Genomic DNA, 21,773 nt, shown 5'->3' with positions numbered 1-21,773 from the left:
GATGCCCCGGCGGACACCAGATCACGTCGCCGGCACGAATCACTTGCACCGGGCCGCCTTCGCACTGCGTCCAGCCGCAACCGGCCGTGACGATCAAGATCTGGCCCAGCGGATGGGTGTGCCAGGCCGAACGCGCGCCAGGCTCAAAGGTCACGCTGGCGCAACCGACACGCGCCGGTGCAGGCGCGTTGAAGAAGGGATCAATCCGTACGTTGCCGGTAAACCACTCGGCTGGCCCTTTTATCGAGGCCTGCGTGCCGCTGCGGATGAGATGCATACATGTTCTCCAGAGATAACTGGGTTGTTCCCGTATGGCGCCATGATCGATGACTGATTAGTTGAGTGTGTAGAGCGACAGAAATCCGTTGCTGGGTGAAACGTTGGGGATGCTTCCCCCATAATTGTTTTTCACCACGCATAGGCCAGTGGAGCTTCGCCGCCTGGTCCGGGCCAAATCTGATCAAGCTTTGCAAGTGTTTGAGCTGACAAAGTCAACGAAGGTGCCCTGAGATTCTGGCGCAGTTGCTCGACGGTGCGAGGACCGCTGATCACTGTCGTGACGGCGGGTTGATGGAGGAGCCACGCAAGCGCGACATCCGATGGCGCTTCACCTATATCACTGCATAGCGACTCGTATGCTTCCAGTTGTGGACGCAGCCGTTCGACTCGCTGTTGCAAATGCGGCGTCGCTCTGCGTCCCTCGGCCACCTTGCGCAGTACACCTCCGAGCAAACCCATACCGATCGGGCTCCACGGGATCAGCCCAATACCAAAGTGGCGCAGCGCCGGGATCATTTCCAGTTCGATGGTGCGCTGAGTAAGGTTGTAGAGGCTCTGTTCCGATACAAGTCCGAGCAAGTGCCGCGCGTTCGCCATGCATTGCGCTGTCGCGACGTCCCAACCTGCGAAGTTGCTGCTGCCGACGTAGGTGATTTTTCCTTCCCGGATCAGTTGTTCCATCGCCTGCCAGATTTCCTCCCACGGCGTCGCCCGGTCGATGTGATGCATCTGGTAGAGATCGATGTGGTCGGTCTTGAGGCGACGCAAGCTTGCCTCACACGCGCGGCGGATGTGATACGCCGACAGATACTTATCGTTCGGTCCGACGTCCATCGGCTGGTACACCTTGGTGGCCAGCACGATGCGGTTGCGGTGGCCACCTTGTGACAGCCAGCGACCGATGATCTCCTCGGATACCCCGAAACCCTTTTTCATGTCGGGTGATTGCGGGCCGCCGTAGACGTCCGCCGTGTCGAAGAAATTGACGCCTGCATGCAGCGCTTCGTCCATGATCGCGAAGCTGGCGGCTTCGTCAGTCAGTTCGCCGAAGTTCATGGTGCCGAGCGCAAGCCGACTAACCTTCAGGCCTGTTCGCCCTAAATGTGCGTAGTCCATCGAAGTGTGTCCTGAGAGATTTGCCGTGAGGGAAACATGCGCATCAGCGCATCGTCAGGGCTGCATCAGCGCCTTGATCGCGCGGCGTTCGTCCATGGCCTTGTAGCCTTCTGCAACCTTTTCGAGCGGGATAACCAGGTCGAATACCGCCGAGGGATCGATCTTCTGTTCGAGTATGAGATCGATCAGGTTGGGCAGATAACGTCGCACTGGCGCCGGTCCGCCTTCCAGGTGGATGTGTGAGAAGAAAAGCGACTGACCTTCGATCTCCACGCCATGCGGCACGCCGACAAATGACATGTGGCCGCCTTTGCGCGTGACGCGCATCGCTTGCTCCATCGATTCGCCGGTACCCACGCATTCGAGCACGCTATCGGCGCCGATACCGCGAGTCATTTCGAGGATCTTCGCTACACCTTCCTCGCCACGCTCGGCCACGATGTCGGTGGCACCGAAAGTGCGTGCCAATTTTTGTCTCGCAGGATTGCGGCTCATCACAATGATGCGTTCTGCACCCATCTGCTTCGCGGACAGCGCAGCCAACAACCCGACCGCGCCATCGCCCACCACCACGGCCGTGACACCTGGTTTCACTTTGGCCGCGTCAGCTGCGTACCAGCCGGTGCCGAGCACATCGGAGGAGGCGAGCAAGCTAGGTACCATCGAAGCATCTGGCGCTTCGCGTGTGGCGACCAAGGTGCCATCAGCGTGTGCAACGCGCAGGTATGGCGATTGCGCTTGTCCGACGAACTCACGCTGCATGCAGGAGGACTGGTAGCCGATGCTGCAGGTAGGGCACGTGTTGTCCGACGTGGCGAAGGAGCCCACGACAAATTGTCCTTTCTTGATTGCCGTTACAGCGCCGCCGACTTCTTCGACGTAACCGCAATACTCATGCCCCATACGTGTGGGTTGGCTGTTCTGCGAAATACCGCGATAGGGCCACAGGTCCGAGCCACATACGCAAGTTGCAGCGATGCGGATGATCGCGTCGGTCGGCTTTTCGATCTTGGGCTCCGGAACGTCTTCAAAACGGATGTCGCCAGGGCCGTACAGTACGGTGCCTTTCATGATTAATGTCCTCTGGATATCTTCAACATGGTTGCGAGCAGTTTCCTGTGCTTGTTTGGTGTGTTACTTCAGCGGCTATTGACCTCCGGCACTTCGAGGCAAGGCATTGAGATTGCGCTTGTCCTCGTGCGTGCCGCGAGAATGGCTGCTGTGGCCGCTGCCACGAGTAACACCGCACTCGCGCCGAAGGTTGCGGGATAGCCACTTGCATCGAACAGGAAACCACCTGCGATCGCGCCAAGCGAAATCGCCAGCTGGATGACCGCGACCATGAGGCCGCCACCGGCCTCCGCATCATGAGGTAGCGTTTGCGCGAGCCACGTCCACCAAGCGACTGGTGCAGCCGTGCCCACAAAACCCCACATACCAAGCAAGATGGCTGTTGCGATCAACGAGTGGCCGGCAAGCACGAGCAACACGGCGATCGACGCCATCACAAGTGGAGTGAGCACCAGTGTGCGGTGCAGGCCAAACTTCAATAGTTCACCAATGACAGTCGTGCCGAGAAGGCCAGTGATGCCGACGACCAGTAACAGCAGTGACAATGTGGAAGGGGTAACGTGCGTCGCCATTTCCAGGAAAGGCCGCAAGTAAGTAAATAACGCGAACTGCCCCATGAAAAACAGGCATTCCGCCGTCATGCCAAGCACAACCTTTCTGTGTTTCAAAAGGTGAAGCACATTGCTGGAGCGTGCGCTTGATACAGCCGCCATAGGTGGAAGACTGACCAGTTTCCAACCTAGCGCGATGGCTGTAACCGGGACAACACAGAAAAAAGCCCAGCGCCAACCCACCATGGTGGCGACATAGCTGCCGAGTGGGGCTGCGATCACGGTTGCTAAGGCATTGCCACCGTTGATGATCGCCATCGCACGCGAAACGTGATGGTCGGGCACCAGGCGCATCGCCACGGCGGTCGACATCGACCAGAAGCCACCGATAGCGATGCCGATCAGCGCGCGGCCCAGCATGAACACCGCGTGGTTCGGTGCGAAAGCGACGACGGTGCCGGATACGATCATGAGCAGCGTCAACCCCAGCAGTAGAACCTTTCGGTCCAGGTTTCCAGCCAGTGTCGGAATAAACAAACTCGTTAGCACCGCGAAGGCACCGGAGACGGAGATGGCCTGTCCTGCTTGTCCCTCGCTGATGTGCAGGTCAGCTGCGATCGGAGTAAGCAGGCTGACTGGCATGAATTCGGAGGCGATCAGTGCGAAGGCGCCCAATGCAAGGGCGAGCACGCCGCCCCAGGCCGCAGAGCCAGTACGGTGAGTGGTTTTGTGTGTCGAGATATTCATGTTCATCGAAACAAAAAATGTGAGATGACCGACGGGTTGGTTGTCGCGCGATGCGCACGTTGGTCAACTGAGAACGTGCCCCGCAAATGCGCCGTCCGCTCGGGAACGCAATGAGGTCTCAGATCTCGCAGAGATCGACAAAAGCGGCACTTGGCACAATCGGAGACCTTGGATGTGCTGCTAACCAGTGAGCGACATGGAGCTCGGCACAACCGGCCTTACGTCGTCGAGCGAATACAACGCACCGCGCGCCTCATTTCCACGTGATGCATTTTTGCGGGAGCGGGAGCTCTTGACTAGCTAATGAAACCTTAAAGAAGATATTAGCTAGGCTAATGAATGCTCTTTGGGGCACAGTATGGCCAAGCGCAACCTCAATGATTTGCTCGCCTTCGTCACGGTGGTGCGGGAAGGCAGCTTCACCCGTGCGGCCGCCGTGATGGGTGTGACTCAATCGGCGCTCAGCCAGACGATCCGTGCACTGGAAGAACGCCTCAATATCCGACTGCTAACGCGGACCACCCGCAGCGTTGCCCCGACCGACGCGGGCGAACGTTTGGCGCAAGCCATTGGACAGCGCTTCGAAGAGATCGAGGCGGAGTTGGATGCACTGACGGCCATACGCGACAAGCCGGCTGGCACGGTGCGTATCACCTGTGCCGACCATGTATTGCGGACGACGATATGGCCCAAGCTGGCACCCGTGCTGCGCGATTATCCCGACATCAACGTTGAGTTCGATGTGAGCTATGCGCTGCGCGACATCGTTGCAGATCGCTTCGATGCCGGCGTGCGACTGGGCGAAGCCGTGCACAAGGACATGATCGCCGTGCCGATCGGACCGAAAGTGCGGATGGCGGCGGTCGCGTCGCCCGCGTACTTTGCAAAGCATCCGCCGCCGAAAAAGCCGGGTGACCTCATGCAGCATCGATGCATCAATCAGCGACAGGGCGGAGGTGGTCTCTACGCCTGGGAATTCGAGCGTCGCGGACGCGAATTGGAGGTGCGTGTCGAAGGGCAGGTGACGGTCAACACGACACCGCACATTGTCGCGGCCGCGCTGGATGGGATGGGCATCGCCTTCCTGCCGGAAGATGAATTCGCCCCGCACATCGAAGAGGGTCGGCTTGTGCGCGTGCTGGAGGATTGGTGCCCGCCATTCCCCGGCTTCCATCTCTACTACCCAAGCCGTCGGCACCCCTCCCCGGCGTTCTCACTCGTCCTCAAAGCGCTACGTGTTCGCAACAACAACTAGTGCTGAATTGCTGCGGGCAGGGCGTGGTTCGACCGGTTTCGTATGGATTGCCCTATTTGTTCCTAGGGATGCTCTGATTTATTCAGGCATATGGCAAGATTCCCCCACCTTCGGCGGTAACGTTCAAGATGAGCAAGCAAACGACCTTCGCCTCAGCGAACTTCGACGCGAAAAAGCGACAGACACGAAAAGAATTATTCCTGGCACAGATGGACAAGGTGGTTCCGTGGGGAACGCTGGAAGCGCTTATCGAGCCTCATTACCCCCGCGAAGGCCGCCGTGGTCGTCCGCCGATGCCGCTGAGCACGATGCTGCGCATTCATTTCATGCAGCAATGGTATGCGCTGTCAGACCCCGGAATGGAAGATGCTTTGTATGAAATCGAATCCATGCGGCGCTTCGCGGGAATTGAACTGAACGAGGACGCGATCCCTGACGAGACGACCCTATTGAAGTTTCGACGCCTTCTGGAGAAACACGGGCTGGGGGCAAAGATTCTGGCCGAGGTGAATGCACGACTGGAAGGATTGGGCATGCTGATGCGGCAAGGAACGATCGTGGACGCGACCATCATCGCGGCACCCAGCTCAACGAAGAACAAGGATGGAAGTCGTGATCCAGAAATGCATCAAACGCGTAAGGGACAACAGTATTACTTCGGCATGAAGGCACACATAGGTGCGGACATGGAATCGGGCTTGGTCCATACGGCCACATGCACGGCAGCCAACGTGGCCGATATCACCGAGGCATCCAAGCTGCTGCATGGAAAGGAAGAGATCGCCTTTGCCGATGCCGGCTACACCGGCGTGGAGAAGCGCGAAGAGTTCAAGGACAGTCAGGTGGACTGGAAGGTGGCAGCCAAGCGGGGCACGGTCAACGCCCTGCCGGAGGGCAAGCTCAAGAAAGCCACCAAGACATTGGAATACATCAAGGCGGCCGTCCGCTCGAAGGTAGAGCACCCGTTTCGGGTGGTGAAGCGCCAATTTGGCTACACGAAGGTTCGCTATCGGGGATTGGCCAAGAACACAGCGCAGATACTGACGCTGTTTACGCTGTCGAATTGGTGGATGGTGCGGCGCTCGATGTTGCGATTGACAGGATACGTGCGACTTGCAGAAGTGTGATGGGCGGGAAACGTCCCATAGAGGGGGTATTTTTTGTATGGGGCGCGTTTTACCGGAGTAAATGCGATCCACTTTCATCCATGCATCCACATGGCATCACGTTTGGAACTCCAAAGTTGAATTGTTCAGAGCATCCCTAGTGGATCATTAGCTATGCCCGGGCCTACGATCGGAGGGAGTCTGAAGCGATTGAAGCCGATCTCGCCGCTTGCTTAGCTAAGACCGATCAGAACAGAGGGTGCCGGGCAGACTTCGATATCGTTGTTGACTGATTCGCTTGTTTTCCCCGTCCCGCGTCGATTTCCACTTCCTCTGTCGAGGACCGCTGACGCGCCCATATCAGGCGCTGTTTGACCTTCAAGCATCAGAGATACGAGTGAGCGCTGCGCCATCGCCCTTTCGATGGGGGCGCCGCGAGGCAGTCCCATCCATGGACATTCCCTGCTTGCGATGCAGACCCGAGCGTCACGCCGAGTAAGCCCGGCGCACGCCGCAGGCAAGCGACCTTCTTGCATCAAGAAGGTTGCTCTTCGGGCTAGCCCTTGATGAACTTCAACAGATCGGCATTGATCATGTCTGCATGGGTGGTCATCAATCCATGCGGAAGCCCCGGGTAGATCTTCAGCGTGCTGTTCTTCAGCAGCTTGGCCTGTAGCAGCGAGGCGTCCTTGTACGGCACGACCTGATCGTCGTCGCCCTGCATCACTAGGGTGGGTACCGTGATCGCTTTCAGATCATCCGTCTGATCCGTTTCCGAGAAGGCCTTGATGCCTTCGTAATGGGCCAGTGCACCGCCCATCATTCCCTGGCGCCACCAGTTCTCGATGACCCCTTGCGAGGCCTTTGCGCCGGGCCGGTTGTAGCCGTAGAACGGTCCCGTCGGAACGTCGAGGAAGAACTGTGCCCGGCTGGCGGCCAGTGCCTTGCGAAAGCCGTCGAACACTTCCAGCGGCGTGCCACCCGGGTTCTTGTCACTCTTGACCATGAGCGGGGGAACCGCGGCAATGAGCACCGCCTTGGCAACGCGCCCCTGCGGCTGACCGAACTTCGCGACGTAGCGCGCCACCTCGCCGCCACCCGTGGAATGGCCGATATGAATCGCATTCTTCAGGTCGAGATGCTCGACCACCGCCGAGGCATCGGCCGCATAGTGGTCCATGTCGTGGCCGAAGCCCACCTGCGAAGATCGGCCGTGACCGCGTCGGTCGTGCGCGATCACGCGATAGCCGTTGGCAAGGAAGAACAGCATCTGCGCGTCCCAGTCATCCGACGACAGCGGCCAGCCGTGATGGAACACCAACGGCTGGGCATCCTTCGGGCCCCAGTCCTTGTAGAAGATCTCCACGCCGTCCTCCGTCAGCACCTTGTTGCTCACCTGCTGACTTCCCGCGGCCGGATGCGCTGCTCCGGATGCAGGGGCCGCGGCGACGGCCGGGGACGAAAGAAGAGGCAGCGCCACGGAGGCGGCGGCTACCGCACCGGCACCGACCACCATTTTTCGGCGTGACATGCTGACCCGCTCGACTTCTTCATTGCTACTCATGACATAACCTCCACTTGGGGTGAAGCAACGACACCCGGTCATCCGCATCGCGGAATTGCCGGACCAATACCATCCAAACTGAGTGGATACGCTGCGATCGCAAACGCCGCCCTGTCATCCGTGCCGGTAGCCACGCGACCGCCTGACGAGCCGAAAGGCCTCCACCACAAACAGCACAAGGACAACCAGCTGCGCCATGGCGAACAGCGGCTTCTGCACACTGGGCGGCAGCGCAGCCAGCACCGGCAGCTTGGCGAACAACTGAGCCACAAGCACAAACACCAGCAAGTACTCGCTGATCACCATGCCCACTCGACTTAGGACCGCGTCGGCGGGAGCGCCGCCGGGACATGGCCAGCCCCCGTCAACGTGGCTGCTGGGGGTTCTTCTTTGATGCGAGTCGAGAGGCTCACAGACCCAGGTCGGACAGTCCCGGATGATCATCCGGACGACGTCCCAGCGGCCAATGGAATTTGCGCTCGCTCTCCTTGATCGGCATGTCGTTGATGCAGGAGAAGCGACGCTCCATCAGGCCATCCGGGCCGAATTCCCAGTTCTCATTTCCATAAGAACGGAACCAGTTACCGGAATCGTCGCGCCACTCATAGGCGTAGCGTACCGCGATACGGTTTTCGGTGAAGGCCCACAGTTCCTTGATCAGGCGGTAGTCAAGCTCCTTCTTCCACTTACGCGCAAGGAAATCTCTGGCAGCCTCGCGACCGTTGGTGAACTCGACGCGATTGCGCCACTTAGTGTCAAGCGAATAGGCGAGCGATACTTTTTCGGCATCGCGGCTGTTCCAGCCATCTTCCGCGAGGCGGACCTTCTCAATGGCCGATTCGCGGGTAAACGGAGGGAGGGGAGGACGGGTTTCATTACTGGACATGGCGAAGTCTCCAATCGAAGTGTATAGACGTTTAATTTCAGCGGTTTTGTGAGATCTAGGTCGCTAGCGCGCGGCCTGTTTTAACAACAACTGCGCAACGTTCCTTGCATCATCTGCGGCGCTGCGATCCCTCATCACTCGTGACACCGTGATTGCGCCTTCCATAAGAACCAGCAGCTGCCGCGCCAACGCGAGTGGCTGCTCAATATTCAATCGTTCTGTTAGCTCAAGCGTGTAATCCAGAAGCTTTTGCTTGCGGAGCCTAGCGATCTGCCGAATCGGTTCATTGAACGTCATATGCAGTCCATGAGCTCTTGTCTCTGCGTCAATCCGCAGGACAAGGAGAAAAAAGGAAAACCATATAGCCTCGCAGACGCATCAGCATGAGGCGTGAGCCCAGAACCCGGCCCTTTTCCAGGAGCCGCGCCGGTGGCGAATGCGTTAGAAAGGCTTGGTCGGCAGGTACTTGCCGTCCAGAGTGATCACGGCGCGGGAGCCCCCTTCCGGATCCTCGACCTTCTTGATGTCCAGCTTGAAGTTGATGGCGCTGATGATGCCGTCACCGAACTTCTCATGGACGAGAGCTTTGAGTGTGGTGCCATACACCTGCAGCATCTCGTAGAAGCGATAGATGGTGGGGTCGAGCGGCACTCCACCTTCGATGCTGCCGCGCATCGGAACAACTTGCAGCAACGCGATGCCTTCGGCGTCGAGGCCGAGCTTCTCGCCGACTGCCTGTGCGGCGCTGGCCGGCAGCGGGTGCTGGCCGAGCAGGGCGGCGGTGACGAAGGCCTCCGACAGGCCGCTGCCCTCGGTGATCTGGGCGTAGGACAGATCCTTACGGGCTTTGGCGGCCAGGATAACTTCGGTCAGTTCCTGGCGTGCAGACTGGGTAGCTTGTGACTGGATCATGGATTGTCTCCTTAATATTGAGAAGAAAGCTCAGGCGGCGCGCCTGGCCTGATGGGCAACCGCGCACACCCCAGGGTTTTGGGCGAGGGACACGAAACTGCCAGTGGCTCCATCGAATGCGTCGATACGGCCGCTCTCGATGTCGTAGATCCAGCCGTGCAGCACCACACGGCCCTCTTCCAGGGCCAAGCGCACGGACGGATGGGTCTGAATGTTCGCCAGCTGGGCGATGACGTTCTCGCGCACCATGGCGTCTACTCTGCTGGGCTGGTCTGCGTGGTGGCGCGAGTCGTTCACGACTTTGGCCGAGTCGGCATAGCGCAGCCAGCTAGCTACGGCGGGCATGTGATCTAAGCACTTGCAAGTAGCGATGGCGGTCATCGCGCCACAGTCGGAGTGGCCACAGATGACGATGTCCGCGACCTGGAGCGCGGCGACGGCGTACTCAACCGACGCGGAAACACCACCGGGCTCGGGGCCGTAGGAGGGCACGATGTTGCCAGCATTGCGGATAACAAACAGATCGCCTGGCTCGCGCTGCGTAACCAGCTCCGGCACCAATCGGCTATCGGAGCAGGAAATGAATAGAGCCCTCGGACTCTGCTGGTTGGCCAAGTTCTTAAAAAGTTTGACCCGCTCGGGGAACGCGTCTCGCTGGAATTTCAAGAAACCGTCAATGATGTCCTTCATGGCTCGATCTCGGTATCGCGGTAGGTGCGGCAGAGATTACGGGCCCTGTGTCATAAGGTAAAAGTCTCATTTATGATTGACGACATCGGATTTTCTTATAGGTGAGGCCATGCTCGCTCGACACGTCCAGTACTTTCTAGCAGTGGCAGAGCATCTCAACTTCACGCGCGCAGCCGCGGCACTGCACGTCTCTCAACCTGCGCTATCGCAGCAGGTAAGGCAGTTAGAAGAAGACTTAGGCGCTCAGTTGTTTGATCGATCAGGTCGCACAACGCGGCTGACTGATGCGGGAGAGGTCTACTTGCAGTACGTGCTCCGCGCTTCGCGTGAACTGCGAGAGGCAACCCGCGCCATACATGATCTGAGTGACCTCAGTCGCGGATCGCTGCGGATTGCGATCACCCCAACTTTTACGACGTACTTTGTAGGCCCTGTGGTCGAGACGTTTCACCACCTTTATCCACACATCACCATCAACGTAAGGGAGATGTCGCAGGAGCGCATGGAGCAGCTGCTTCTTGCTGATGAGGTAGATGTTGGACTCGCATTCGCCGACGTTCGTTCCGCAGACATCGACTCGACGCCCCTGCTGACTGAAACCCTCGCACTCGTAGTCAGCCGTAACCACCCTTTGGCCGCGGAATCGTCTATCAGACTTCAGGCGTTGAACACCGAGTCCCTAGTCTTGCTGAGCGAAGAATTCGCCACACGTGGCCAAATAGATCGATATTTCCAGCAGAACGGAATTCGCCCAAGGGTTCATGTGGAGGCAAACGCGATCAGCGCGGTGATCGAAATCGTACGTAGGACAGGATTGTCGACGCTCTTGCCCTCAGCAATTGCCTCAACCCATGAAGACTTGGTTGCAATTGAGCTTGATTCTGCGCGGTTGCAGCGTATCGCCGTGCTTGTTCAGCGCAAAGATGCCTATCGGAGCGCAGCAAGCCAAGTGTTTATCCAGCTAGCCAAGGAGGTCGGCCGGCAACTCGATGGGTCATAGGCCGGGACAATCAGAAACCCGGACGTCACACCGCTGCTTCACCGGTGCTTGACCGAGCTCTCGGACGTCGAAACGATGCTTCATGGCAACGTTCATGGCGATCCAGCAGTACGGAAGGCTGCAAGGTCACGTCTTCAGCGGGCGTACTACGACCTCTACAGAAAGTCAGGTCAGCTCTTGAAGCCGGGTGTCGATGTTGGCCCGGACGATGATATTTGAGAGTGTCTGCTTCCACCCAAAGCGGACTCTCCAGGTAAAGCACATCTGTTTGAATCCAATCGATGGGCTTGCTGCATCTAAGGGATCAACACTGCCGTGTCGACCCCGACCCTGGAGCACCCATGATCAACCGTCCGTCCAGATTCAAAGCTTGCGCGCTTTGGCTTGCTCCCTTATGGGCATTCCTTTTTCTGTTCGGCGCCGAGCCGCCTTGCATGGCCATGTCGCCGAAAAACGCGCAGCTGCCCGATACGCCAGTGGGTCACCTCGCTGGTGAGCTGATCCGGTATATCAATGCCGATAACCCTGCACGAATCAAGCAATGGGCACCGAATGCTTTGTCCGCTTCCATGGGGGCCAACGACCAGGCGGCGTTCCTCACCGACCTTGTTTCCGCGGCACGCGACAGCGGAGGTGTGGATGTGTTCGATGTGCGTACCGATCCGCGTCAGCCGGGATTGCTTGAGGTCGCTGTAAAAGGGCGCCGCAATGGGCAGGCCGCTTTGTTCTGGCTGGTCGCCGATTCGGCGCATGCGGATCGACTCGCACGGGCAGCCCTGGTCTCGATGGACAATCCGTTTTATGAGGGCTGGCCCAAGGGGCCCGTGTCGCATGCGGCGCTGGGAAAACTAATACACGCCACACTGGACCGACTGGTAAGCGTGTCCGACTTCTCCGGTTGCGTGACCATTTTCGATGGTGGCAAGACTGTGTTCGACGAATGCCGTGGCCTGGCGGAACGCAGTTTCAACGTGGCGATCGATCATCAGACGAAGTTCCGTGTCGGCTCGATCGGCAAGATGTTCACCGCGGTCGCCATCGCGCAACTGTCCGAGGCCGGCAAGCTGTCGTGGAACGACACGCTGGCGAAGTGGGTTCCGGAATATCCGGATCAAGCGACCGCGAAGAAGATCACCGTGTGGCAACTCCTGCATCACACGGGGGGCCTGGGCGATTTTATGGTGCCGGAATATTTCGAGCACTCCGAACGCTTCGTCAACCCGGTGGACTATCTTGGATTGATCGCCCGTCAGCCTAAGGTGGGCGAGCCGGGCACGGGGTTGAACTACAGCAACGCCGGTTACGTTCTGCTTGGTCGCATCATCGAGAACGTATCCGGCGAAAATTACTTCGACTATATCCAGCACCACATCTTCGAACCCGCGCAGATGACATCCAGCGGTTTCGACAACGAAGACGAAATCGTGCCCGGGCTTGCGGTCGGCTACTACCACGACGATGGGGTGTTCTCCCGAACGTGGAGGGCAAACTGGGTGCAGGGTATCTACAAGGGTAGTCCCGCAGGCGGCGGCTATTCCACCAATGCCGACCTGTTGCGGTTTGCCGAGGCCTTGCATGGTGGCAAGCTGCTGAAGTCCACCACGCTGGCGAAGATGTTCGACGGCGAAGTGCCGGCTGGCCCCGGTGCCATTGGGGCCGGAATCGACGAACGGCTCTCGCATGGCCGCCATATTCGTGGACACCAAGGCGGTATCGAGGGGACTACGGCAAACCTGGAGATGGTGTGGGAAACCGGCGCGGCCGTGGCCCTGACGAGCAATGAAGGGCCTTCGGAACACTGGTTGCTGGCAGAGCAGATTGCCGACTTGCTTGCTGTCGAAGGCACGAAAAACTGATATTCGAAATACGCGCTACCGCATCGTCTGTCATCAGCACTTTTTTCTCGATACGCCAATTGGAGCAAAACCATGGAATTCCTTTTTATCCCCCTCGTGGTGATGGGGGCGCCCGTGACAATCGTCTTTATCGTGCTGCGCTACAGCTACCGGCGGACACAAGCGCGCTACAACACCCTGATGCAACTCGCCGACAAGGGCGTAGAGCTGCCACCACAATTGCTGCTGGAACCGCAGGTGGCCTTTTGCGAACGGCGCCGTGCGCTGGTACTGATCGGTGGCGGCCTCGGGCTGATGGCGATGTTTCTGGCGCTGCCGGGCCAGCTCGATAGCGGTTTGGGTATTAATCGTCTGTGGGGCATCGGATTGTTGCCGCTGATGACCGGCTTGGGTTACCTCATCAGCTGGTGGTTGAATCGGCGAGGGGATGTGCGTGGCTGATAGCGCCGCCGAGGCGCGTATCGACCAGGCCCTGGTGACACGCATACGACTGAACGGCGATCGCCGCGCATTCGAGCAACTGGTGCGGCGTAACCAAGGCATGGTGCGTGCGCAATTGCGCCGTTTGTTGCACGGCGACGTCGCCGCGGCGGACGACCTGGCGCAGGAAACTTTTATGCTCGCGTGGCGGAAACTGGATCAGTTCCGGGGCGAGGCAAAGTTTTCCAGCTGGCTTTATCGCATTGCTTATACCTGTTTCATGCAAGCGCATCGAGCGTCAGTGAAGCACGACCATGCCGACGAGAAGGCCATCGAGCTGTTGCCGGCGCCAATGCATGCGATCGATCTGCAGCTCGATCTTGAACGCGTCATGCACCGATTGTCTGCAGCCGAGCAAGCGGTTCTGTTGCATTGCGTGCAGATGGGGCTGAGTCACGAGGAGGCGGCCTACGTGCTGGCGATGCCGCTCGGCACCGTCAAGACTCATGCGATGCGAGGTAAGGCAAAGTTGAAAGTATGGCTGGCGGACTGGCGCGATGTCGGAACAGAGGAAACATCATGAAAGAATCGCAAGACGACACCATCGACGCGCTATTGCGTCAACAATTCGAGGGGCCCGTCGCCGACGACGGCTTCAGCGAGAAGGTGATGCAGCACTTGCCGCCGCATCGCCGCCGCAAAGTGTGGCCGATGTGGGTGGGAGTATTGCTGGGGGCAGCGGCGTGCTGGATCTGTCTGATCAATGTGCCGCTGCTGCACGTAGGCTGGCGGGATTGGTTAGCTGGAGAGCCATCGACTTCTGCCATTGGCATGTTGCTGGCGATCGCAGCCATGTCGTTGCTGGCCATGGGCTGGGGTCTCTTTGAGAGCAGAAATCGCTGAAATTCCAGCATCGGTACAATGGCACACTAGTAATTGGAACCGCCCGAATGGCCTTCCTGTTATAAGCTCGATATGTCCGCCACCCAATGCGGACGTTTCGGTCCACCTAGATTGAAGAACGATATCGCGGCGATCAGCGCCAGCGATGTGTACACCTACCGCCTCGTCAATCGGGTTCGTAGTCAACGTCACCGATGCCTCCTGCTAAGTTACGCTTTATTAATGAACTTATGGGTATAGTTATTCCATGTCGTGAGACATCAGTCCCACCGCTTAGCCGGCCTCCCCTCCTCGCGAAGCAATGTAAAGACGGATGACCCAAAGCCCGCAGGCTCCCCCTTGCGGGCTTTTTATCGCAGGCATTCGGCAGTCGCTACCTTGGGAATGTGGGGAGTCCTGGGGGACGTCTAAGCCGATTTAGATACTGGAAAACTGTCGCTTTGCGACAGGGTTACTTGTTCGCGACACGGTTAAGTGTTTTGCGACAAGGTAAGGCGTTCCCGACAACAACTGAAGCCGAAAGTCGCTTGTCCCGTAAAAACATTTGCACCAAGCCGGCGCATTGTCCATGATGGTGCAATGAGCGAGCAGCAGGCCCGAAGCTGGGTGGAGCAAATGTCGACCGGATTGGCGGTGGTCGATGGGGATTTGCGCGTTCAGTGGATTAATGCGGGGCTGGCGGAGCTGCTGGGGCTGGGCTTGCGGCATGCGCAGGGGCAGTCGCTGCAGGGGTTGCTGCAGGATGCGGGGGTGGCCGAGCAGGCGGCACGGAGTCTGGCGGAACAGCGCTCGGTGCAGTGCCGCGGGTTGCTGTTGCCCGGGGTGACGGGTGGGCAGCGGGTGGATGTGGCGTTGCAGCCACTGGAGAGCGGCGAGCTGCTGGTGGAGGTGCATGTGCTGGCGGAGCTGCCGTCCACGGTGTCGCCGCTGTCGGCCACGCTGCGTGGTTTTGCGCATGAGGTGAAAAACCCCCTGGCGGGCCTGCGTGGTGCGGCGCAATTGCTACAGCGCCGGCTGGACGACGCGGACATGCAATCGCTGGCAGGCATGGTGATCAAGGAAGCGGACCGGCTCGCTGCGCTGGCGAACCGGCTGCTGCGTCATGACGGTGCGCCGCACCTGGCGCCGGTGAACCTGCATCAATTGATGGAGCGTGTGGCGGAATTGATTCGCGCCGAACCGAAACCGCCGCGACTGCGCCCGGATTACGATCCCAGCCTGCCGGATGTAGAGGGCGATGCCGATCGCCTGCAGCAGGTGTTGCTCAACCTGGCGCGCAATGCGATCGAAGCCGGTGCCAAGACGCTGACCTTGCGCAGCCGGGTCGAGCATGGCGTGCGCCTGGGCGAACGCATGTTCCGCAGCGCGTTGCGGCTGGACGTCATGGACGACGGGCCGGGTGTGCCGCCGAGCTTGCGCGACACTTTGTTCGAACCGCTGGTTTCAGGACGCGTGGATGGCACTGGCCTGGGCCTGGCGTTGTCGCGCGAAATCGCGCATGAGCATGGCGGCGAACTGCGATACGTGAGCCGTGCGGGCGAAACCGTCTTCTCGCTTTATCTGCCTTTGCCGCCGCGCATTGGCGCCGCAACCACGGGGCGTGCTCATGGCTGACTCTCCTGACCGCTCTGGCATCTGGATCGTCGATGACGATCGCGGCGTGCGCTTTGTATTGGCGGAAGCGCTGCGTGACGCCGGCTTTGAAGTGCGCGAATTCCAGGATACGGCGAGCGTGCGCAAGGCGTTGCGCGAAGCGCTGCCGGCGCTGCTGGTGACCGACGTGCGCATGCCGGGCGAAAGCGGCCTGGCCTTGCTGGAGGAGTTGCGCGCGCAAGCTATCGGTCCGGTGATCGTGATGAGCGCGTATACCGACGTGGCCACCACGGCGGCGGCCTATCGTGCGGGTGCCGTGGATTACCTGGCCAAGCCGTTCGACCTGGATCAGGCGCTGGCTTCCGTGCAACGCGCGTTGGCGGACGTACCACATGCGGATCTGGCCTCGGCTGATACGACGGTTCCTGCCAATGCCTTGCTGGGCGAAAGCGTGCCGATGCGCGAAGTGTTTCGCCTGATCGGGCGCATTGCGGCTAGCGATCTCAACGTGCTGATCACCGGCGAAACGGGCACCGGCAAAGAATTGGTCGCGCGAGCATTGCACGAGGAAAGCGCGCGGCGCGGCAAGCCCTTCGTGGCATTGAACACGGCGGCAATTCCCAGCGAATTGCTGGAAAGCGAATTGTTCGGCCATGAAGCTGGCGCGTTCACCGGCGCGACGCGGCGCGTGGCAGGCCGCTTCGAGCAGGCGGAAGGCGGCACGCTGTTTCTCGATGAGATCGGCGACATGCCGTTGATCCTGCAAACGCGCTTGTTGCGTGTGCTGGCGGGTGGCGAGTTCTATCGCGTCGGCGGCCGGGAGTTGATCCGTTGCAACGTACGCGTCGTTGCCGCTACGCACCAGGATCTGGATGCGCGTGTGGCGGCGGGGCAGTTTCGTGCCGACCTCAAGCATCGCCTCGACGTGGTGCGCATCGAACTGCCGCCGCTGCGGCAGCGGCGCAGCGACATTCCGCTGTTGGCGCAGCACTTTCTAGCCACGGCGGCGCAGGAATTGAAGCTGCCGCCGAAACGGTTTTCCAAGGCGACGTTGAAGGCCATCGCGCAGCGGGATTTCCCGGGCAACGTGCGCGAACTGGAAAACCTCTGCCGGCGTTTGGCGGTGATTGCCACGGGTGCGGAAATCCTGCCGTCCGATTTGGGCAAGTCGACGGATGCACAGCGCGGCGATTGGACCGATGCCTTGCGCGACTGGGCCGATCGCGCCCTGGAGCGCAATGAGGCGGATATTCACGCGCGTGCGCGTGAAGCGCTCGATCGCGTACTGATGGAATCAGCGTTGGCTGCCAACGATGGGCATCGCCAACATGCGGCGGCGGCGCTGGGCGTAGGGCGTAACACGCTGACGCGCAAGCTGGGCGCTTCGCGTGCGCGGCGCAAATCATAAGAAGCAACGGGAGTCTGGTCGTGTCGACATTGAATATCCGTCCTGCCGAGCGCAAGGACATGGCTGCGATTGCCGAATGGAACGTGGCGATGGCATGGGAAACGGAGCAAAAGAAGCTCGATGTGCAGGTGCTTTCGCGCGGTGTGGCGGCGGTGCTGGATGAAGCGCGGCGCGGATTTTACCTGGTGGCTGAGCGCGATGGCGGGGCCGTGGGTTGCCTGTTGGTGACCTATGAGTGGAGCGATTGGCGCAATGGCGACTTCTGGTGGATCCAGAGTGTTTACGTAACACCGGATGCGCGCAGGAGCGGCGCGTTTCGCGCGATGTATGCCGACGTGGCGCAGCGTGCGAAGCAGGCGGGTGCGGTGGGACTGCGCCTGTATGTGGAGACGGAGAATCTACGGGCACAGCGGACGTATCGGGAGTTGGGGATGGAACAGTGCCATTACTTCATGTATGAGCAGATGCTTTGATCTTCCATTGGAAGCACTTTGTATTTGCGAGCTATCCGTTGAACAGGCTTTTCGATAAGCGCTCAACGGCGCTCAAAGCACGCCTCTCACGCCCGCTCCAAACGCCGTAATCAAGCGTGTGTAAAGCAGCTTCGGCGAAATCGCCACATCGGGGAAATCACCCACCGCGACATAGCAGCGGGTGAAATCCGGATTGCTCGGTTGCATGGGTGGGCAGCCGGCATCCGGTTTCAGGTCGTAGCTGGTGGCGTAGCGGAACGGCCAGATGTCGAACAAGGGAAGTTTGGCCGAGATATCGCTGATAAACAGGCTGATCTGGCCAAGGATGGGAATGGTCGGCTTGCGCGGGGCGATCACCCACGCGTTCTGCGGCTGGGTGGCAGCAAGGATGGAGTCGCGCAATTGGGCAGCGAAATGCTGGTCATACACGATCACGCCGCCTTCGGTGTTGTAGTGGTCGGAGCGGGGATCGAAATTGTGCGAGCCGACCATGCCTAAGTCGTCGTCGATCACCATCGATTTGGCGTGCAGGCCGAAGCGACGCCCGGGGCTGGTGAGCGGCGCGGGCCGGTTGCGTTTGCCGGTGCTGCCGAAAAAGCCCCGGTCAGTGCCAGGGAAGCGCCTGCGATGCGTTCCGGCCGCACCGGCAACGAGCGGGGTACCGCCGTCTTCGTCCTCGACGTTGGCTTGCATGTAGTCGTCGGCGGCCAGTTCGGCGCGCGGTTTCAATTCGTAGATGTTGAAGCCGTATTTGGTGAGATAGCTTTTGCGTTTCTTGTAGGAGTACGCATACACCGCAAACGCGTCGGTGGATGCCAGCGAATTGGTCGAAACGATGATCTGCGGCGCCGGGCTTTCGCGATGGAGTTTCCGGAAGATTTTCTCCGCGCGCCGGCTCATGACCAGATACGGTGTTTGCAGGATCACTTGCTGCCTGGCGTGGTTGACCAGCTGCATCAGGTGCGCGGTGAATTCGCGTGCCTGGCGTCGCGACGGTTGCTCGGTTTTGGCGGGCAGGTCGCTGAAATACTCCACCTTGCTGGTGTGCAGGGCGTTGTCGAGCACGTGCTCGTTGAGCCAGTCCGGATCTTCCGCCTCGGCCTGGGCGGCGGCCACGCGCGCCGGATAGACATAGTGGGGACCCGGCCACGGCGGTGCCGAAGGGGTGCGCACGATCAGGTGATTCACGTCGCGCAGATGCGTCAGCGGCACCGCGCGCTTGTGTTTCCAGAACAGGTTGAACGCCTTCGCCATCTGCTGCGCGGCCGGGCCGCCGACCATGATGTCGCGATCGACATAATCAAAATCGTTGTCCCAGTTGAAGTAGCGATCCTGGTAGTTGCGTCCGCCAGTGACCCCGATGGTGTCGTCCACCACCAGCAGCTTGTTGTGCATGCGCTGGTTGAACCTCATGAAGCAGCAAACCAGGCCGGCGGCGAAATCCAGTGGCGACGTGCGCGAGTTGTGGAAGGTGGGGTTGTACAAACGGATGTGCAGGTTCGGACTGGTGCGCGCGAGTTGGGCGAGCAGGGCCGGATCCTCGAACGAGAACAACTGGTCGGCAAGAATGCGTACGTTGACGCCGCGCCGCGCCGCGTCGACCAATTCGCTGAGTGCGAGTTGGCCGAGGTCATCCTCGTCCCAGATGTAGCTCTGCACGTCGATCGATGTTTTCGCCGCTCGGATCAGGTTGATGCGTGCAGCCAGCGACGCTTCGCTGTCGTCGAGCAGGGTGACGATATGCTCGGGATGATCTGGCGTGGATGCCGCCATGGCTTGCGCGGCGGCATCCAGCAGCGGCGACGGCGTGGCGCAGTGGTCGTCGCGATTGCAGGTGCTCTGGCGATCGGTGCTGGCGGCGACGACGGTGTCGGCTTGCTTGATCTGCGCGCGGCTCAACGTGCAGCCCTGCAGCAGGGATGCCAGCAGCAAGATCAGAAGGACGGTGCAACGCGTACGCATCGGCAACTCGTTTAGCGGATGTGCAACGTTGTACCCAATGCCACATCAAGGGCTTGGTAGTGTGCCTGGACTGCTGTCCCCCTGCCTCTCCACATACGGTTCACTTTCCTTAAGTTGCGTACAACGAGCACTTGAGCTGGGCCGCAGGGCGCCCGGCCAGGCCATCATAACGAGCGATCAGTAACGGCCGTTCAACGGATTTCCGGGCGCAGTGTGATGTTGAGGTTGAGGTCCACGCGGTCGGAGAGCGCGAGCCGGTCGCTGGTCATGCCGAAGGTGCTGCGCTGGAGCATGCCGCGCAGCACGATCTTGCACGGCGTCGTCACCGGCTGCTGGCATTGCACCGGCTGCATGTTGAAGTGAATGGGGGCGGTGACGCCGCGCAAGGTGAGGTAGCCGGTTAGCGTGCCACCATGCTCCAGATCCTGTTGCGCGATGGGATCGGAGACGAAGTGGATGGTGGGGTGATGCTGCACATCGAAGAACGATGGCGCCAGCAACAGCTGGCGCATGCGCCTGGATGGCAGGCTGACGCTATCGACCGGGATGGTGGCATTGACGACCCAGCTGTCCGGGCGCGGCCCGGTGACCACGTCGCCGTCGACGTGCGTGAATTCGCCGTTGACCTTGTCCAGCCAGAACAGGCGAACGCGGAACATCGCTTCGGAACTGCTGGAGTCGATGCGGTAGTCGTTGTCGTGGGGCCCGGCCCATAGGACCAGCGGCATCAACAGCAAAAACGCCAGGTGCCGCGCTACGTACGGCTGCAATGGGGGGAAGATGCGTGCATCACATCTTGCGGACCTTCTGAACATCTGCGTCGCCTACGCCAATGGGCAAAAAGCATCCCTGCGCTTCATGGCGACCAGAACGCGTCCAGTCGTGCGTTGCCCGGTTCCAGCGGGCCATCGAGATGGAGCACGGCCAAGCCGGCTGGCGGCATGCCGCGGAAATCTTCCGAGCGTCCTTCCACCAGCAGCGCGACCAGCCGCTCGATGCCTGGATTGTGGCCGACCAGCATGACGGTGTTTACATCGCCGTGCTGGTCGAGCAGGGCCAGCAGTTCGCCGGGCGTGGCGTTGTAGATTTCGGAGGCCGTCTGCATGGCCGGGGCGCGCTCGATCTCGGCCAGCGCCAGGTTGGCCGTGGCGCAGGTGCGTTCGGAGGGCGAGCACAGCACGCGGTCCGGGCGCTTGCCGTGCTTTTTCAGCCACTCCCCGGCGGCACGCGCTTCCTGTTCGCCGCGGCCGCTGAGGCGGCGCACCTCGTCTTCCCCGCCGGGCGGGGCGGGCTGGGCCTCGGCGTGACGCAACAGGATCAGTTCGTGCATAGCGGTGTGTTCTCCCGGAGGATGTCTTGGTTCATGTGAAAGTCGCGCCTTAGTGCTGGCGCTTGATCCAGCGCAGCAGCGGGGTCCAGTCCTGCTGGTGGCCACGGACCTGCTCGGAGCCGTAATCGAAGATGCCTTTGCCCAAGGAAGTGAGCAAGACGTAGGCCTGGGTGTCGCGCAACTGCGCTACCACGGGAAAGGGTGCCTGTTCGGCCAGTTGGTTGATCGCGTCCTGGCTGGCGTGCGTCCAGGGTTTGAGGCGATTGCCGACCAGGGCGACCGGCAGCTTGCCGCGCTTGATGCGGGCGATGCCGTGCAGATGCTCCAGGAAATTCAACGTGGCATGCAGGTCGAAGGAGGAGGGCAGCACCGGTACCAGCACCACGTCGGCTCGTTCCAGGTAGGGTTCGAGTGCCTTTTCGTGCGAGCCGGCCGGGGTATCGATCAGGACGCGATCGGTGTCCTCGGGCAGTTTCTCCATTGCCCGGCGGCTGCCTTCCACGGCCAGCACGCCCGGCACGTTCTCCGGGCGCAGGCTTGCCCAGCGATAGCTGGAGCCTTGCGGATCGCTATCGACGATGGCGGTGCGCTTGCCATCCTGCGCCCAGTGCGAAGCAAGCTGGGTGACCAGCGTGCTCTTGCCGCAACCGC

At 60.2% G+C, this 21,773-nt stretch carries 23 protein-coding genes and 1 pseudogene; 10 read left to right on the top strand and 14 right to left on the bottom strand.

Going from position 1 to position 21,773, the window contains the following annotated elements; genetic code table 11:
- The 4 genes from V7M64_RS19735 to V7M64_RS19720 form a co-directional block, all read right to left on the bottom strand.
- Nucleotides 1-277, bottom strand: a 277-nt coding sequence (locus tag V7M64_RS19735) for a cupin domain-containing protein (RefSeq protein WP_333681560.1), incomplete at its 3' end; no start/stop codon positions are given.
- A 131-nt stretch (nucleotides 278-408) separates the two neighbouring features.
- Nucleotides 409-1,395 (bottom strand): aldo/keto reductase, encoded by a 987-nt coding sequence (locus V7M64_RS19730; RefSeq protein ID WP_333681559.1) that lies wholly within the window; start codon nucleotides 1,393-1,395, stop codon nucleotides 409-411.
- Nucleotides 1,396-1,449: 54 nt separating this feature from the next.
- Nucleotides 1,450-2,466, bottom strand: coding sequence for a zinc-dependent alcohol dehydrogenase family protein (locus V7M64_RS19725; protein WP_333681558.1), 1,017 nt, complete (start codon nucleotides 2,464-2,466; stop codon nucleotides 1,450-1,452).
- A 68-nt stretch (nucleotides 2,467-2,534) separates the two neighbouring features.
- The gene (locus V7M64_RS19720) at nucleotides 2,535-3,764 is read right to left on the bottom strand and encodes an MFS transporter (RefSeq protein WP_333681556.1); all 1,230 of its coding nucleotides are present in this window, start codon (nucleotides 3,762-3,764) and stop codon (nucleotides 2,535-2,537) included.
- A 358-nt stretch (nucleotides 3,765-4,122) separates the two neighbouring features.
- Between V7M64_RS19720 and V7M64_RS19715 the strand changes: the two genes are divergently transcribed.
- Both V7M64_RS19715 and V7M64_RS19710 read left to right on the top strand, forming a co-directional pair.
- Nucleotides 4,123-5,019: a LysR family transcriptional regulator gene (locus V7M64_RS19715; RefSeq protein ID WP_333681554.1), complete on the top strand. Its 897-nt coding sequence runs from the start codon at nucleotides 4,123-4,125 to the stop codon at nucleotides 5,017-5,019.
- Between the two features lie 128 nt (nucleotides 5,020-5,147).
- Nucleotides 5,148-6,146: an IS5 family transposase gene (locus V7M64_RS19710; RefSeq protein ID WP_333681552.1), complete on the top strand. Its 999-nt coding sequence runs from the start codon at nucleotides 5,148-5,150 to the stop codon at nucleotides 6,144-6,146.
- Between the two features lie 535 nt (nucleotides 6,147-6,681).
- On the opposite strand, the gene V7M64_RS19705 is transcribed toward V7M64_RS19710, so the two are convergent.
- From V7M64_RS19705 to V7M64_RS19680, 6 genes and pseudogenes are all read right to left on the bottom strand, one after another.
- Nucleotides 6,682-7,656 carry an alpha/beta hydrolase gene (locus tag V7M64_RS19705; RefSeq protein WP_333681562.1) on the bottom strand — a complete coding sequence of 325 codons (975 nt, stop codon included), beginning with the start codon at nucleotides 7,654-7,656 and terminating at the stop codon, nucleotides 6,682-6,684.
- A 147-nt stretch (nucleotides 7,657-7,803) separates the two neighbouring features.
- Nucleotides 7,804-7,995, bottom strand: a complete 192-nt coding sequence (locus tag V7M64_RS19700) for a hypothetical protein (protein WP_333681551.1) — start codon at nucleotides 7,993-7,995, stop codon at nucleotides 7,804-7,806.
- A gap of 103 nt (nucleotides 7,996-8,098) precedes the next feature.
- The gene (locus V7M64_RS19695; protein WP_333681549.1) at nucleotides 8,099-8,575 is read right to left on the bottom strand and encodes a nuclear transport factor 2 family protein; all 477 of its coding nucleotides are present in this window, start codon (nucleotides 8,573-8,575) and stop codon (nucleotides 8,099-8,101) included.
- Nucleotides 8,576-8,638: 63 nt separating this feature from the next.
- Nucleotides 8,639-8,860 (bottom strand): annotated as a pseudogene (locus tag V7M64_RS19690) (TetR family transcriptional regulator); the annotation flags it as partial.
- Between the two features lie 156 nt (nucleotides 8,861-9,016).
- On the bottom strand, nucleotides 9,017-9,487 hold the full coding sequence (gene cynS, locus V7M64_RS19685) for a cyanase (RefSeq protein ID WP_333681548.1): 471 nt from the start codon (nucleotides 9,485-9,487) through the stop codon (nucleotides 9,017-9,019).
- A 30-nt stretch (nucleotides 9,488-9,517) separates the two neighbouring features.
- Nucleotides 9,518-10,177, bottom strand: a complete 660-nt coding sequence (locus tag V7M64_RS19680; protein ID WP_333681546.1) for a carbonic anhydrase — start codon at nucleotides 10,175-10,177, stop codon at nucleotides 9,518-9,520.
- Between the two features lie 109 nt (nucleotides 10,178-10,286).
- Between V7M64_RS19680 and cynR the strand changes: the two genes are divergently transcribed.
- From cynR to V7M64_RS19640, 8 genes are all read left to right on the top strand, one after another.
- Nucleotides 10,287-11,177 carry a transcriptional regulator CynR gene (gene cynR / locus V7M64_RS19675; RefSeq protein WP_333681545.1) on the top strand — a complete coding sequence of 297 codons (891 nt, stop codon included), beginning with the start codon at nucleotides 10,287-10,289 and terminating at the stop codon, nucleotides 11,175-11,177.
- A gap of 434 nt (nucleotides 11,178-11,611) precedes the next feature.
- Nucleotides 11,612-13,033 carry a serine hydrolase domain-containing protein gene (locus tag V7M64_RS19670; protein ID WP_333681544.1) on the top strand — a complete coding sequence of 474 codons (1,422 nt, stop codon included), beginning with the start codon at nucleotides 11,612-11,614 and terminating at the stop codon, nucleotides 13,031-13,033.
- A gap of 72 nt (nucleotides 13,034-13,105) precedes the next feature.
- Nucleotides 13,106-13,474: a DUF6249 domain-containing protein gene (locus tag V7M64_RS19665; RefSeq protein WP_333681543.1), complete on the top strand. Its 369-nt coding sequence runs from the start codon at nucleotides 13,106-13,108 to the stop codon at nucleotides 13,472-13,474.
- A complete protein-coding gene (locus V7M64_RS19660; protein ID WP_333681542.1) occupies nucleotides 13,461-14,036 on the top strand; it encodes an RNA polymerase sigma factor in 576 nt (191 codons plus the stop codon). Before V7M64_RS19665 ends, V7M64_RS19660 begins: the two co-directional genes overlap by 14 nt.
- Complete coding sequence (locus V7M64_RS19655; protein ID WP_333681540.1) at nucleotides 14,033-14,356, top strand: DUF5056 domain-containing protein; 324 nt, start codon at nucleotides 14,033-14,035, stop codon at nucleotides 14,354-14,356. The genes V7M64_RS19660 and V7M64_RS19655 overlap by 4 nt, the downstream gene beginning before the upstream one ends.
- A 579-nt stretch (nucleotides 14,357-14,935) precedes the next feature.
- Nucleotides 14,936-15,970 carry an ATP-binding protein gene (locus V7M64_RS19650; protein WP_333681538.1) on the top strand — a complete coding sequence of 345 codons (1,035 nt, stop codon included), beginning with the start codon at nucleotides 14,936-14,938 and terminating at the stop codon, nucleotides 15,968-15,970.
- The gene (ntrC, locus tag V7M64_RS19645; RefSeq protein ID WP_333681537.1) at nucleotides 15,963-17,357 is read left to right on the top strand and encodes a nitrogen regulation protein NR(I); all 1,395 of its coding nucleotides are present in this window, start codon (nucleotides 15,963-15,965) and stop codon (nucleotides 17,355-17,357) included. Before V7M64_RS19650 ends, ntrC begins: the two co-directional genes overlap by 8 nt.
- Nucleotides 17,358-17,377: 20 nt before the next feature.
- Complete coding sequence (locus V7M64_RS19640) at nucleotides 17,378-17,830, top strand: GNAT family N-acetyltransferase (protein ID WP_333681536.1); 453 nt, start codon at nucleotides 17,378-17,380, stop codon at nucleotides 17,828-17,830.
- Between the two features lie 72 nt (nucleotides 17,831-17,902).
- Here V7M64_RS19640 and V7M64_RS19635 read toward each other — a convergent pair whose 3' ends face one another.
- From V7M64_RS19635 to V7M64_RS19620, 4 genes are all read right to left on the bottom strand, one after another.
- Complete coding sequence (locus V7M64_RS19635; RefSeq protein ID WP_333681534.1) at nucleotides 17,903-19,792, bottom strand: phospholipase D family protein; 1,890 nt, start codon at nucleotides 19,790-19,792, stop codon at nucleotides 17,903-17,905.
- Nucleotides 19,793-19,983: 191 nt separating this feature from the next.
- On the bottom strand, nucleotides 19,984-20,520 hold the full coding sequence (locus V7M64_RS19630) for a YceI family protein (RefSeq protein WP_333681533.1): 537 nt from the start codon (nucleotides 20,518-20,520) through the stop codon (nucleotides 19,984-19,986).
- Nucleotides 20,521-20,648: 128 nt separating this feature from the next.
- The gene (locus tag V7M64_RS19625) at nucleotides 20,649-21,122 is read right to left on the bottom strand and encodes a histidine phosphatase family protein (protein ID WP_333681531.1); all 474 of its coding nucleotides are present in this window, start codon (nucleotides 21,120-21,122) and stop codon (nucleotides 20,649-20,651) included.
- Between the two features lie 49 nt (nucleotides 21,123-21,171).
- Nucleotides 21,172-21,773, bottom strand: a 602-nt coding sequence (locus V7M64_RS19620) for a ParA family protein (RefSeq protein ID WP_333681529.1), incomplete at its 5' end; no start/stop codon positions are given.

It is taken from the genome of Dyella sp., from assembly GCF_036746095.1.
Lineage (GTDB): Bacteria > Pseudomonadota > Gammaproteobacteria > Xanthomonadales > Rhodanobacteraceae > Dyella_B.
Note: the sequence above shows the minus strand (reverse complement) of the source record. Positions and strands in the feature narration are given on the sequence as shown.

Coding starts and splice junctions, on each gene's coding strand:
- V7M64_RS19650 (WP_333681538.1), top strand. CDS start 14,936: ATGAGCGAGCAGCAGGCCCGAAGCTGGGTGGAGCAAATGTCGACCGGA.
- V7M64_RS19670 (WP_333681544.1), top strand. CDS start 11,612: ATGGCCATGTCGCCGAAAAACGCGCAGCTGCCCGATACGCCAGTGGGT.
- V7M64_RS19680 (WP_333681546.1), bottom strand. CDS start 10,177: ATGAAGGACATCATTGACGGTTTCTTGAAATTCCAGCGAGACGCGTTC.
- V7M64_RS19660 (WP_333681542.1), top strand. CDS start 13,461: ATGTGCGTGGCTGATAGCGCCGCCGAGGCGCGTATCGACCAGGCCCTG.
- V7M64_RS19720 (WP_333681556.1), bottom strand. CDS start 3,764: ATGAATATCTCGACACACAAAACCACTCACCGTACTGGCTCTGCGGCC.
- V7M64_RS19705 (WP_333681562.1), bottom strand. CDS start 7,656: ATGTCACGCCGAAAAATGGTGGTCGGTGCCGGTGCGGTAGCCGCCGCC.
- V7M64_RS19665 (WP_333681543.1), top strand. CDS start 13,106: ATGGAATTCCTTTTTATCCCCCTCGTGGTGATGGGGGCGCCCGTGACA.
- V7M64_RS19635 (WP_333681534.1), bottom strand. CDS start 19,792: ATGCGTACGCGTTGCACCGTCCTTCTGATCTTGCTGCTGGCATCCCTG.
- V7M64_RS19625 (WP_333681531.1), bottom strand. CDS start 21,122: ATGCACGAACTGATCCTGTTGCGTCACGCCGAGGCCCAGCCCGCCCCG.
- V7M64_RS19730 (WP_333681559.1), bottom strand. CDS start 1,395: ATGGACTACGCACATTTAGGGCGAACAGGCCTGAAGGTTAGTCGGCTT.
- V7M64_RS19725 (WP_333681558.1), bottom strand. CDS start 2,466: ATGAAAGGCACCGTACTGTACGGCCCTGGCGACATCCGTTTTGAAGAC.
- V7M64_RS19710 (WP_333681552.1), top strand. CDS start 5,148: ATGAGCAAGCAAACGACCTTCGCCTCAGCGAACTTCGACGCGAAAAAG.
- cynR (WP_333681545.1), top strand. CDS start 10,287: ATGCTCGCTCGACACGTCCAGTACTTTCTAGCAGTGGCAGAGCATCTC.
- V7M64_RS19695 (WP_333681549.1), bottom strand. CDS start 8,575: ATGTCCAGTAATGAAACCCGTCCTCCCCTCCCTCCGTTTACCCGCGAA.
- V7M64_RS19630 (WP_333681533.1), bottom strand. CDS start 20,520: ATGCCGCTGGTCCTATGGGCCGGGCCCCACGACAACGACTACCGCATC.
- V7M64_RS19715 (WP_333681554.1), top strand. CDS start 4,123: ATGGCCAAGCGCAACCTCAATGATTTGCTCGCCTTCGTCACGGTGGTG.
- V7M64_RS19655 (WP_333681540.1), top strand. CDS start 14,033: ATGAAAGAATCGCAAGACGACACCATCGACGCGCTATTGCGTCAACAA.
- cynS (WP_333681548.1), bottom strand. CDS start 9,487: ATGATCCAGTCACAAGCTACCCAGTCTGCACGCCAGGAACTGACCGAA.
- ntrC (WP_333681537.1), top strand. CDS start 15,963: ATGGCTGACTCTCCTGACCGCTCTGGCATCTGGATCGTCGATGACGAT.
- V7M64_RS19700 (WP_333681551.1), bottom strand. CDS start 7,995: ATGGTGATCAGCGAGTACTTGCTGGTGTTTGTGCTTGTGGCTCAGTTG.